Origin of the sequence: Maribacter sp. (genome assembly GCF_049667165.1) — a bacterium.
GTDB lineage: Bacteria > Bacteroidota > Bacteroidia > Flavobacteriales > Flavobacteriaceae > Maribacter_A.
Window position 1 is genome coordinate 1 of record NZ_JBATHS010000010.1, and the last position, 11,695, is coordinate 11,695.

Genomic DNA, 11,695 nt, shown 5'->3' on the forward strand with positions numbered 1-11,695 from the left:
AACCGGAAAAACCACTACACTGAATCTGACCCACTTAAAAGCCGATGAATTTAACAGCTGGTGGTACGACCCTAGAACCGGAAATGCCTATAAGGGAGCAAATTTAACAAAATCCTCCTCATTGATCATAGAACCGCCCACAACAGGAAAAGGTCAGGATTGGGTTTTGGTCATTGACGATAGGAATCAGAATTATGGAAAACCGGGTATTATAGGCAATTGAACTTGAGAATAAAGATCTTGTCTGTTGTAACGATCTTCACTCAAACGGAAACCCATCCACAAAATCCTTTTTTGGAAGCTTCCTTCATTGGAAATACGCACGGAGCCTTTATTGAATTATTTAGAAAAGAATGAATTTTTTAAAAAAAATACTTTCACTTTAATTTATTAATCGTAATATTGCAATATACTTATAAACTAAAAATGGGATTGACAAAAACCGAAATATTCACCGATCAGCAAAACGAGATTGCCATGTTCTCCAAAGCCTTTGGGCATCCTGCGAGAGTGGCCATATTACAACATCTTTATAAGATAGATGGCTGTATTTGTGGAGATCTGGTTGATGAAATAGGACTCGCCCAACCTACCATTTCCCAACATTTGAAAGAATTGAAGCACTTAGGACTGATCAAGGGCAATGTGGAAGGAACCAGTGTCTGCTATTGCATCGACACAGCGAAATGGAGCGACATGAAAAAAGTAATGCTACAGTTCTTGGACCAGGACATTTCCAAGGAAAATTGTTGCTGATTTTTTACACTTACATCGAATTAATCCCATACACACATTATTCCCATGAAAAAAGAACAGGAATTAAAAAACATCGTCAAAGAACGGTATACTAAAATCGCTGAACAAGGAAGAATTGAAAATGCCTCCTCATGTTGTGGGGCGACCACACCTTCGAATAAGGTATACAATATTATGATGGACGATTATTCTGAAACCGAAGGTTATGCCGAAGATGCCGACTTGGGATTGGGCTGTGGTCTTCCTACCCAGTTCGCCAAGATACAAAAGGGCGATACCGTGGTCGATTTAGGTTCTGGTGCGGGAAATGACTGTTTTGTTGCCCGACATGAAACCGGTGCCCAAGGCAAGGTTATTGGCATCGACTTTACGCCCATAATGATTGAAAAAGCACGTGCCAATGCAGACAAATTGGGGTATAATAATGTAGAATTTCGAGTAGGTGATATCGATAACATGCCAGTCGGCGATTCGAGTGCCGATGTGGTCGTCAGTAATTGTGTGCTGAATTTGGTCCCCAACAAGAAAAAAGTTATCGGTGAGATGTTCAGGGTTTTGAAACCTGGCGGACATTTTAGCGTTTCTGATATCGTTTTGGTCGGTGAACTTCCCGAAGCGTTGAGAACAGATGCCGAGATGTATGCAGGATGTGTTGCCGGAGCCATTCAAAAAGAAGACTATTTACAATTGATGTTAGAGCAAGGCTTTGAGCACTTACTTATCCAGAAAGAAAAACCAATTGTTATACCCGATGATATCCTTGGCAAGTACCTTTCCCAAGAAGAGGTCATGGCTTTTAACAAAACCGGAACGGGTATCTTCAGCATCACCGTATATGCCGAAAAGCCTGGGGAGGCAGATAAAAAAGCGAACAAAGAACGTTCCGAAATTCAATCAAAATCCACATGCACTCCAAATAGTGGGTGTTGTTAATGCAATAATAATATCAAATGACAACCAAACCCGCCCTATTCGGAAAATTAGAGGAGCTTGTATCAACGCTCAATGATGCAACCATACCAGAAAATCGGAAAGAAATCCTACAACCTCTCATCGATTTTATACAATCGAAGGTAGATGATAAGGAGAACATACGCTTGAATTTTATTTGCACCCACAATTCACGGCGAAGTCACCTATCACAAGTATGGGCGCAGGCCCTTGCGTATCATTTCAATATCGATAACGTAAACACGTATTCAGGAGGAACAGAAGCCACGGCGCTTTTTCCAATGGTAGCACAAACCCTTCAAAATTCGGGTTTTGAAATAGTTCGGCTTTCAGAAGGCAATAACCCGATTTACAGCATTAAATATGCAGTGAACGAACAACCGATCATTGGGTTCTCCAAAAAATTCGACGATGAATTTAACCCGCAATCAAAATTTGCGGCTATAATGACATGTTCGCAGGCCGATGCCGGTTGTCCTTTTATCGCTGGGGCGGAAAAACGGATTCCCATCACTTTTGAAGATCCAAAAGCGTTCGACGGAACGCCACACCAAGTCGAAAAATACAACGAAAGAAGTCTACAAATTGCGGCCGAACTATCCTATGTTTTCTCCCAAATCAATTCCCAAAAATGAAAGCACCCAAAAAATTAAGTTTTCTGGACAGCTATTTAACGCTGTGGATATTTTTGGCCATGGCTTTGGGCATTGGCATTGGATATTTTGTTCCTTCGTTTCCTGAACTGATCGATTCCTTCAGTAGCGGAACCACCAATATTCCCATAGCCATAGGATTGATTTTAATGATGTATCCTCCCTTGGCAAAAGTCAATTATTCACTTTTGCCGAAAGTATTTCGAAACACGAAAATTCTATCGATATCACTTATTCTCAATTGGATCATCGGCCCTATTCTAATGTTCGTCTTGGCCATTACATTTTTACGGGATTACCCGGAATATATGGTCGGACTCATTCTGATCGGTTTGGCGCGCTGTATTGCCATGGTGCTTGTTTGGAATGATCTCGCCGAAGGCAGTAGTGAATACGGAGCGGGTTTAGTGGCTTTGAACAGCATTTTTCAAGTATTCGCCTACAGTTTTTATGCGTGGATCTTTATCACAGTGTTACCCCCATATTTCGGGTTTGAAGGTGCCATCGTCGACATTTCCATTGGGACTATTGCCGAAAGTGTGGCTATCTATTTAGGCATTCCCTTTGTTTTGGGAATTTTAAGTCGGCTTATTTTGGTGAAACGTAAGGGGGAAGCTTGGTATACAAATGTTTTTATTCCTAAAATTTCACCGATTACCTTAATAGCGCTTTTGTTTACCATCGTGGTGATGTTCTCACTTAAGGGGGAATTGATCGTTCAAATTCCCATGGATGTTTTGATCATTGCCGTGCCACTGCTGATTTATTTCACTTTGATGTTTATTATTGGTTTTTTCTTCACAAAGGCAACAGGTGCGGAATATGACAAAACTGCATCGGTGGCCTTTACCGCGGCGGGCAACAATTTTGAATTAGCCATTGCGGTGGCCATAGCCGTTTTCGGCTTAAATTCTGGGCAAGCTTTTGCGGGGGTCATTGGACCCTTGGTCGAAGTGCCTGCCCTGATCTTATTGGTTCGCGTTTCGTTTTGGCTACGGAAAAAGTATTACCAAAAAGCTACAACCCCAGACCTTACCAACAAACTATAGTTCGGAACAGTTTTTGTTTACAACAACCTTTTCTAAATTCATTTTAATCGAATATTTTGTTTCTTTACCCTAGCACAAAGTACTACTTGCAATTGTTTGCGTTGAGATCAACAGCAGTTCAAAAACAAAGGAAAGGGCTTCAGAAAAAACGCATTGAAAATGAGGATGATAAGACCAAATAAAAGAATAAAACAAGCCCGGATTTTAAGGATTTTTAGAAAGATCCATCGATATACAGGTGCCGCGTTGTTCATTTTTTTCTTTTTTATTTCGGTAACGGGATTTCTCTTAGGTTGGAAAAAACATAGCGATGGCATATTATTGCCAAAAACATATATTGGCACCTCAAAAGACCTTGCACATTGGCTACCGTTAGACACATTACATAGAAAAGCGATTGCTGTGCTACACGATTCAGTTTCTACTGACCTATCATCCAAAATCGACCGTATTGATGTTCGGAAAGAAAAAGGCACTGTGAAGTTCATATTTGAAGATCACTTTTGGGGTATTCAACTCGACGGTGCCACCGGTAGTGTATTGCATATTGAGAAAAGGTATAGTGATCTTATAGAAAACATTCACGATGGATCTATTCTAGATAGGTATTTTAACACCACTAATGGCCAAGTAAAAGTAATTTACACGTCAGTAATGGGTATTGCCCTGCTTATTTTCACCATTACGGGATTTTGGCTTTGGTATGGGCCAAAACAAATGAGAAAAAGCAAATCCCAAGTTTGACGCAGTATCTGAAATTTCGAAATTTCAATTCCATGTTTCCGAATCATGGCACCATTCAACCTAATTGTCAATATACCAATGATTTACATGGCTCGGATACCACAATAAAAAAGGGCAGCCATAAAAGCTGCCCCGATTATTTAAAATAGCTTTTGTTTTAACTCAATTCCTGTTGTACCAAGTAGTAAAAGGCAGGTCTACTCTTCATTCGAATTCCTGACATTTTTTCCGCTACCTTGTGAATGGCAGCCATCGCCTTATCCCTATCGGTTATTCCAAGTTTCTTTTCTACAAAGTTCCTTCGTACGGTTTCCAATTCCGAAGCATCCTTTCCAGATACCAGGACAGCATCCTTATTGTCAACCATGGTACGCAAACGATTCACCAAGGTTTCCAGTAGCTCTTTGTCAATATTCGAAACTCCACACTCCTTCAACTGACCCGCAGCTGTTTCCTTAAGTTTAGCCAGTTTTTCCGCTAAATCACTCATGATATTAAATTTTTAAAGGTTAAAATTAGTTTTGTTTTGCTAACAGCAGTAAGGTAAAGATTTCTTCATTAAAAAAATGAAAAGAACCTTGGAAATTACCTAAAAGATATTCGCGTGAGTCTTCGCCATTCCTGAAAAACAGTATATTTATGAGAAATATCACCTTTTTTTAATACCTTGAAACCTTCTGAAAAAACTTACTGGTTTTATTCTGAATAATGCAACCAAAATGAGACATACCAAGATAATGAAGCTACAGTTTATCCTTTTGTTTTTCATCCTATTTGGCAATATCGCCCATTCACAATCGACCCATGAATTTTTAGATGTAGAAGGGATTTCGAAGGAAAGACTTTCACGCTATGATGTCTTTTTACAAAATGAGATAGATGAAGGACGTATTTCCGGGGCTGTAACGCTTATTTCCCGCAACAACAAGATTGTACATCAGGCAACCTATGGATATAGCGACCTTTCTTCAAATAAAACCATGCAACACGATGGCATCTTCCATCTAATGTCAATGACCAAGCCAATTATAACGGCCGCCTTTATGATGCTTTATGAGGAAGGCCATTTTTTCTTGACCGATCCCGTTTCAGCCTATTTGCCCCAATTTAAGAATATGATGGTGTCCACGAACGTAGAGGCAGGAAAAGAAGGCCCCACAGTGGATTCAAATAAGGAAATAACCATAGCCCATCTATTATCCCATACGGCCGGATTCTCACACGGACTCGGGGGAACCGCTTTGGACAACGATATTGCGAAAGCCCTCTACCAAGAAACCCATGCTAATTTGGAAAGCAGGGTAAATGCCCTTGCGAGACAACCACTGATCGGTCAGCCAGGCGAACAATGGTATTATAGTGCCTCCCCTGATGTATTAGCCTTGCTTATTGAGAAATTCTCAGGAAAAACAGTGGCTGACTTTCTTCAAGAGCGGATATTCGACCCTTTGGAGATGAAGGATACCGGATATAATATTCCATTAAAAAAGCAGATGCGATGGGTACCCGTACATAATTACGACAGTGAAGGAAATTTGATAACCTCCGAACGACAACTGCCCATTATGGGTAATACCATTTTCGGGGGTACACATGGTTTATTCTCTACCGCTACCGATTACATGAATTTTTGCCAAATGATGATTCAGAAAGGAAAATTCAAAGGTCGCCAATTATTGAGTCCAAAAACAGTTGATTTAATGACGATGAACCAAATAGGAGACCTACGACAGGGTCCCGGACAAGGATTTGGTTTTGGCTTTGGGGTGACCACAGATGTAGCTGATTCCAAAATTATAGGTTCTAAGGGGCAGTATTACTGGGGCGGGGCCTATTGCACCTATTTCTTCATCGACCCTAAGGAAAAATTAATTTCAATACTTATGCTTCAATTACAGCCTTATAGCAATTACTATAATCAAAAAATGAGACAATTTGTCTATCAATCCATTATCGATTGAATATTCTGTACAGTCTGAAAATAAAACCACTACATTTTGCCAACTAAACCTTCAACCATATGAACGTATACATATTTGAATTCTTAGGAACCGCCATGTTGATACTATTGGGTAATGGGATCGTTGCCAATGTGGTCCTTAAAGATTCAAAAGGATCCGACGCCGGATGGACAGGGATTTCTTTGGCGTGGGGTATTGCAGTTTTTTGTGGGGTCTTTATCAGCGCCGATGTTTCAGGGGCACATTTGAACCCGGCAGTCACTATTGGTCTTGCAGTGGCCGGAAAATTTAGTTGGGCATTGGTGCCGGGATATTTCATTTCCCAAATACTAGGTGCTATGATGGGAAACCTCCTGATTTGGCTGACCTATAAAAAACAGTATGATAACACCACGGACCCTTCCGCTATATTGGCAACCTTTTCCACATCCCCAGCCGTGCGCAACCCGTTTTGGAATTTTGTAACAGAGGTCATCGGCACCTTTACCCTGGTTTTCGGGGTGTTCTTTATTGCCGGTGGAAGCTATGCCAATGAACCGATCTCTCTAGGTTCTTTGGACGCCCTTCCGGTCGCACTCTTGGTCATGGGTATTGGTTTCGGACTTGGGGGACCAACGGGGTATGCCATAAACCCTGCACGTGATTTAGGGCCAAGGGTATTGCATATGTTACTTCCAATAAAACATAAGGGAAAAAGTGACTGGGGATATGCTTGGGTTCCTATTTTTGGGCCATTACTCGGAGGAAGTATCGCCGCACTCGCATTTCTGGGCATTGGTCTTTGATTTTTTCTATAAGATATTGAATTGAGAGCCAAGATATCTTGACCTTTTAAAAGAATAAAAGTATCTTTCAACTTCAAATTTTAGGAATGAGATTTTTGATGATATCCCTATTCATTTTTGTTGTTCTTAAAGGGAATTCCCAAAACCCTGGACGTTTCGATAATGAAGTGGCGGAAATTCAAAATAAGTACGATACCCTTTGGGATGGCCTAAAAGAAACCATCGTTTTCTCGGGGAGCTCAAGTATAAGAACCTGGGAAGGGTTGGAAAAAGAGTTTCCTGAGCGTCAAATCATCAATACGGGATTTGGTGGGTCTCAGGCTTCAGATCTATTGGCTTATTCGGAAGGATTGATTCTCAAATTCAATCCCAAAAAGGTTTTTATCTACGAGGGGGACAATGACCTTGCGGCTGGAAAAAGACCAAAAGAAATCATGACGACGATTCTTGAAATCAACCATAAAATACATGCCAAAAACAACGATGTACAGATTATCCTGATCTCAGCTAAACCGAGTATTGCCCGATGGTCGTTAAAGAGAAGATTCAAGCGTTTGAATCGTAAATTGCGAAGACTGTCTAAAAAGGATGACCAGATATATTTTGCGGATATTTGGAATCCAATGCTACAAGGGAGAAAACTTAATCCAAATATTTATATTGAAGACGGCTTGCATATGAACGCCAAAGGATACGATATTTGGTATTCCGTTTTAAAACCTTTTATTGATCATTAAATTAACCATAGTTATATCGACATCATGATTAAATCCATTGTAACAAGAGCTTTTACCCTATTATTTATCGGGGCACTGATTGTAGCCTGCCAAGAAGTGCAGAAGAAACGTATAGAATTCCCGCCAACGGATTTGGCCAAGGAAAATCTGATTCCCAAACCCCTAAAGGTAATTCCAACGAATATGGCATTCGGACTAGACCGGTATACCGCCATTTACACCACTCCGAATGCGGAGGGATATTCTGGAATAGGACAATTTTTGGCAGATAAGATCAAAGCTACACTGGATTTGGATATTCCCGTAAATGAAAAGGGTACTGAACCAGTAGAACGCATAATCTACATCAATAAATCGGACAGTCTGGAGCTCGATTCGCCTGAGGCCTATCAACTCTATATCACCCAAGATTCCGTTATTCTGAACTCGAATACCGCAGAGGGTGCTTTTCGGGGCATACAGACGCTACGACAGCTCATACCCGAAGAAAGCAATGACACCTTGGCCGAGCAACGCATATGGCCCATCGCATCCGGTAAGATCATCGATAATCCTAATTTCGGATTTCGTGGCGCCATGCTCGATGTGGCCCGTCACTTCTTCAGTGTTGAGGATGTCAAGAAATATATTGACCTCTTGGCGTACTACAAAATCAATGTATTGCATTTGCATTTGACCGATGATCAAGGTTGGCGGATCGAAATAAAGTCCTGGCCCAAGTTGACCGAAGTGGGCGGTAGTACCGAAGTCGGTGGTGAAGCTGGAGGGTTCTATACCCAGGAAGATTACAAGGAGATCATTGCCTATGCCGCAAAACACTTCATGACCGTTATACCGGAAGTAGACATGCCAGGGCATACCAATGCCGCATCGGTATCCTATCCTTTTTTAAATGGAAATGGTAAGACCCCAAAATTATATGAAGGTACCCAGGTAGGGTTCAGCACTTTCGATACTAGGAAAGATACGGTCTATGCTTTTATCGATGATGTCGTACGTGAGATATCGGCCATAACGCCTGGCCCCTATTTCCATATTGGCGGTGATGAAAGCCATGTTACCAAAAAGAACGATTATATCTATTTCGTTGAAAAAGTGGAGAAAATTGTACAGAAACATGGCAAACGCATGATCGGGTGGGATGAAATTGCCACGGCCAATGTAGACTCGAACTCCATCTCACAATATTGGTCAAGTGGGGATAATGCCCAAAAAGCCGTGGATAGAGGTATGAAGATCATACTTTCCCCTGCCAAAAGAACCTATTTGGATATGAAGTATGATACCCTGACTAAATTGGGCCTTACATGGGCGGCCTATATACCAGTTGATTCGGCCTATGTTTGGACACCTGAGGAATATGAAGGTATTCCAATGAAAAATATTTTAGGCATTGAGGCCCCCTTATGGTCAGAGACCATAAGCAATATCGATGAATTGGAACAGCTGGCATTCCCACGTGTCATCGGGTATTCCGAACTGAGTTGGACCATAAAGGAAAATCGGGATTGGGAAAATTACAAGGTACGTTTGGCCAATCAAGCGCCTTTTCTGGATCGCATGAATGTCAAATACTATCCTTCGCCCTTGATCGATTGGAAAAAAAGTAAATATACCTATGAAGAGATCAAGAAGGATTAATGAAAAAAACCTTTCCTATAAACTAAATTAACCACCAAGATGAAAAGAATCGCACTTCTGGTTTTCGTGCTTATCGGATGGACGACATTTGCCCAAAATGCAAATGACACCCTTCCGAAAGCAGAGATTTCAAAAACAATGCAAAGTGTCACGATTAATGGTCGAACGATCTTTTTGACGGCCGAAGCAGGCACGTTCGAAGTCCGAGATGAAAACAACGCGCCCATCGCATTAATGGGCCACACCTATTACACCAAGGAGGAGGGAAAACGCGCAACGGGTTCTCAAAGAAGGCCCATCGTTTTTGCATATAATGGCGGTCCTGGTTCATCCTCTTTTTGGTTGCATATGGGAGTTCTGGGGCCAAAAAGAATTGTTGTCAACGACCCTGTGGCAACCCCTGCGGCGCCCTACAGAATAATGAACAATAACTATTCGATTCTGGATGTTGCCGATTTGGTGATGATTGATCCCGTGGGCACCGGACTCAGTGTACCTGTGGGCAAGGCCAAATTCAAGGATTTTTGGGGAGTTGACCAGGACATAAGGAGCCTGTCATTGTTCATTACCCAATTTTTAATTGCCCATGACCGTATGAACAGTCCCAAATATCTTTTAGGGGAAAGTTACGGCACTTTTCGAAATGCAGGGGTCATGAACAAACTTCTAGATCAGGGGATTGCCATGAATGGCGTCATCATGGTTTCGGCTGTCTTTGACCTTAGAACGTTGTTGTTTCCACCGAATGACGATTTGCCTTACATCGTCCATTTCCCAACCTATGCCGCTACAGCTTGGTATCATGATAGGGTTGAGGACAAACCAGGGGATGTCTATGGATATTTGGATGAAATTCGCAGTTTCACTGAAAATGAATATACCCCAGCCCTATTCAAAGGGGATCGATTGGGTGAGAGTGAAAAACAGGGAATCGCTTCCAAACTGGCCGCATATACCGGTACGTTGGAGGCTTTTTGGCTAAACGCCGATCTCAGGGTTACCGCAAGTGAATTTTTCGCAGAGCTTTTAAGGGATAAGGGGGAGCTTGTCGGTCGTCTAGATGCCAGATTCACAGGAATCAACCAAGATCTTTTGGCACAGGAAGGAAGTCACGATCCACAGAGTACAGCTATTTCACCGGCCTATATTACGGGTTTCCTCGATTATCTTCACAGGACCCTAAAGGTCAACAAAAATCTTACGTATACGATTACGGCAGGTCGTCGTGAAGGCTTTAAATGGGATTGGGCGCATGAAGGCAATAATCGATGGGGCACCCAAGCCGCCATCAATACGGGGATAGATATGGCCGAAGCACTGTCAAGAGATCCGAATATGAAGGTCTTGGTCCTGAATGGCATTTATGACCTTGCTACGGTTTTCTATGGTGTTGAACACAGTATAAACCACCTTGGACTTACAAAGGAAATCAAAGATAATATCAGCATGAAATACTACGAAGCAGGACATATGATGTACACCCATGAACCCTCCTTGGTTAAATTTAAGAACGATGTATCCGAATTCATCAAAGCCACATCGGAATAAAAAATCCATTTCCTTTTCTGGAGCGGGGGTAGTAAACAATAATTAAAATTAGGGGTGAAAAATGTCAAGGGTGCAAGAAATAGAACCTTTCAAAATCATTGGGATTGCCGTCCAAAGCACGAACGAAGGTGGTAAATCCGCTAAGGATATGGGTGATTTGTGGGGTCGGTTTTATTCCGAGGAAATCGCGTCTAAAATTCCAAATAAAATCGATGAAACCATTTATGCCATCTATACGGATTACGAATCCGATTATACTGGTTCGTATATGGCTATTATCGGATTACGGGTGAATAAACTCAACAACATTCCTGACGGTATGGCAGGGCGAACTTTTGAAGGAGGTACTTATAAAAAATTCATCGCTGAAGGTGAAATGCCCAAGGCTATCGTGAAGCAATGGCAATATATATGGGAACAGGACAAAAAACTCAATAGAAAGTATACGGCCGATTTTGAAGTCTATAAACAGGATTCGGAAATTGTTGAAATCCTCATTGCCATAGATTAAAACCCGGGCTATTCCTCTTCGAGCGCATCCTCGGAGTCCGCGATGAATTCAGTGATTCCGTTATCGTGAAGTATGTTGTACCATTGAATGACTTTTTTAATATCACTGGGGTACACACGATCCTCATCATAATTGGGCAGTACCTCAAAGAAATATTCCTCCAACTTCAGTTTATCTTCTTTATGCCCTACAGTGGTCCTCCCGCCTTTCTCCTTAACCTGTATTTTTTGGAATACTTCGCCTAAGGGCATCTCCTCTTCCAAAGTGTAAATCGCAATTTCGGACAAAACACTAACATTGCTTTGGGCACTGATGGTAATACGTTTTTTATCGAGCAGCGATTCAGCCACAAAACCCGA

At 41.7% G+C, this 11,695-nt stretch carries 14 protein-coding genes; 12 read left to right on the forward strand and 2 right to left on the reverse strand.

Going from position 1 to position 11,695, the window contains the following annotated elements:
• The 6 genes from WBM98_RS00345 to WBM98_RS00370 all read left to right on the forward strand — a co-directional run.
• The coding region (locus WBM98_RS00345) for a putative collagen-binding domain-containing protein (RefSeq protein ID WP_424364018.1) at positions 1–223 on the forward strand (223 nt) is incomplete at its 5' end.
• Between the two features lie 203 nt (positions 224–426).
• On the forward strand, positions 427–756 hold the full coding sequence (locus WBM98_RS00350; RefSeq protein WP_424364019.1) for an ArsR/SmtB family transcription factor: 330 nt from the start codon (positions 427–429) through the stop codon (positions 754–756).
• A 45-nt stretch (positions 757–801) separates the two neighbouring features.
• Complete coding sequence (locus tag WBM98_RS00355) at positions 802–1,689, forward strand: arsenite methyltransferase (protein ID WP_424364020.1); 888 nt, start codon at positions 802–804, stop codon at positions 1,687–1,689.
• A gap of 17 nt (positions 1,690–1,706) precedes the next feature.
• Positions 1,707–2,342 (forward strand): protein-tyrosine-phosphatase, encoded by a 636-nt coding sequence (locus tag WBM98_RS00360; RefSeq protein ID WP_424364021.1) that lies wholly within the window; start codon positions 1,707–1,709, stop codon positions 2,340–2,342.
• Positions 2,339–3,409, forward strand: coding sequence for an ACR3 family arsenite efflux transporter (gene arsB / locus WBM98_RS00365; RefSeq protein WP_424364022.1), 1,071 nt, complete (start codon positions 2,339–2,341; stop codon positions 3,407–3,409). The genes WBM98_RS00360 and arsB overlap by 4 nt, the downstream gene beginning before the upstream one ends.
• A gap of 165 nt (positions 3,410–3,574) precedes the next feature.
• Positions 3,575–4,153, forward strand: coding sequence for a PepSY domain-containing protein (locus tag WBM98_RS00370; protein ID WP_424364032.1), 579 nt, complete (start codon positions 3,575–3,577; stop codon positions 4,151–4,153).
• Between the two features lie 157 nt (positions 4,154–4,310).
• Here WBM98_RS00370 and WBM98_RS00375 read toward each other — a convergent pair whose 3' ends face one another.
• Positions 4,311–4,643 carry a DUF2853 family protein gene (locus tag WBM98_RS00375; RefSeq protein WP_424364023.1) on the reverse strand — a complete coding sequence of 111 codons (333 nt, stop codon included), beginning with the start codon at positions 4,641–4,643 and terminating at the stop codon, positions 4,311–4,313.
• A gap of 229 nt (positions 4,644–4,872) precedes the next feature.
• Between WBM98_RS00375 and WBM98_RS00380 the strand changes: the two genes are divergently transcribed.
• The 6 genes from WBM98_RS00380 (at position 4,873) to WBM98_RS00405 (ending at position 11,336) form a co-directional block, all read left to right on the forward strand.
• Complete coding sequence (locus tag WBM98_RS00380; RefSeq protein ID WP_424364024.1) at positions 4,873–6,114, forward strand: serine hydrolase domain-containing protein; 1,242 nt, start codon at positions 4,873–4,875, stop codon at positions 6,112–6,114.
• A 59-nt stretch (positions 6,115–6,173) separates the two neighbouring features.
• Positions 6,174–6,899, forward strand: a complete 726-nt coding sequence (locus WBM98_RS00385) for an MIP/aquaporin family protein (RefSeq protein ID WP_424364025.1) — start codon at positions 6,174–6,176, stop codon at positions 6,897–6,899.
• 86 nt (positions 6,900–6,985) lie between these two features.
• On the forward strand, positions 6,986–7,636 hold the full coding sequence (locus WBM98_RS00390; RefSeq protein ID WP_424364026.1) for an SGNH/GDSL hydrolase family protein: 651 nt from the start codon (positions 6,986–6,988) through the stop codon (positions 7,634–7,636).
• Between the two features lie 24 nt (positions 7,637–7,660).
• Positions 7,661–9,277 (forward strand): family 20 glycosylhydrolase, encoded by a 1,617-nt coding sequence (locus WBM98_RS00395; protein ID WP_424364028.1) that lies wholly within the window; start codon positions 7,661–7,663, stop codon positions 9,275–9,277.
• 39 nt (positions 9,278–9,316) lie between these two features.
• Positions 9,317–10,825: a S10 family peptidase gene (locus tag WBM98_RS00400; protein ID WP_424364029.1), complete on the forward strand. Its 1,509-nt coding sequence runs from the start codon at positions 9,317–9,319 to the stop codon at positions 10,823–10,825.
• A 61-nt stretch (positions 10,826–10,886) separates the two neighbouring features.
• Positions 10,887–11,336, forward strand: coding sequence for a GyrI-like domain-containing protein (locus WBM98_RS00405; RefSeq protein ID WP_424364030.1), 450 nt, complete (start codon positions 10,887–10,889; stop codon positions 11,334–11,336).
• 8 nt (positions 11,337–11,344) lie between these two features.
• On the opposite strand, the gene WBM98_RS00410 is transcribed toward WBM98_RS00405, so the two are convergent.
• Positions 11,345–11,695: DUF5606 domain-containing protein (locus WBM98_RS00410; RefSeq protein WP_424364031.1), on the reverse strand; the 351-nt coding region annotated here is incomplete at its 5' end.

Bases quoted from the DNA above. Each gene is read 5' to 3' on its own strand.
- WBM98_RS00385 (WP_424364025.1), top strand. From the start codon at position 6,174: ATGAACGTATACATATTTGAATTCTTAGGAACCGCCATGTTGATACTA.
- WBM98_RS00350 (WP_424364019.1), top strand. From the start codon at position 427: ATGGGATTGACAAAAACCGAAATATTCACCGATCAGCAAAACGAGATT.
- WBM98_RS00370 (WP_424364032.1), top strand. From the start codon at position 3,575: ATGATAAGACCAAATAAAAGAATAAAACAAGCCCGGATTTTAAGGATT.
- arsB (WP_424364022.1), top strand. From the start codon at position 2,339: ATGAAAGCACCCAAAAAATTAAGTTTTCTGGACAGCTATTTAACGCTG.
- WBM98_RS00405 (WP_424364030.1), top strand. From the start codon at position 10,887: ATGTCAAGGGTGCAAGAAATAGAACCTTTCAAAATCATTGGGATTGCC.
- WBM98_RS00395 (WP_424364028.1), top strand. From the start codon at position 7,661: ATGATTAAATCCATTGTAACAAGAGCTTTTACCCTATTATTTATCGGG.
- WBM98_RS00390 (WP_424364026.1), top strand. From the start codon at position 6,986: ATGAGATTTTTGATGATATCCCTATTCATTTTTGTTGTTCTTAAAGGG.
- WBM98_RS00355 (WP_424364020.1), top strand. From the start codon at position 802: ATGAAAAAAGAACAGGAATTAAAAAACATCGTCAAAGAACGGTATACT.
- WBM98_RS00400 (WP_424364029.1), top strand. From the start codon at position 9,317: ATGAAAAGAATCGCACTTCTGGTTTTCGTGCTTATCGGATGGACGACA.
- WBM98_RS00360 (WP_424364021.1), top strand. From the start codon at position 1,707: ATGACAACCAAACCCGCCCTATTCGGAAAATTAGAGGAGCTTGTATCA.
- WBM98_RS00380 (WP_424364024.1), top strand. From the start codon at position 4,873: ATGAGACATACCAAGATAATGAAGCTACAGTTTATCCTTTTGTTTTTC.
- WBM98_RS00375 (WP_424364023.1), bottom strand. From the start codon at position 4,643: ATGAGTGATTTAGCGGAAAAACTGGCTAAACTTAAGGAAACAGCTGCG.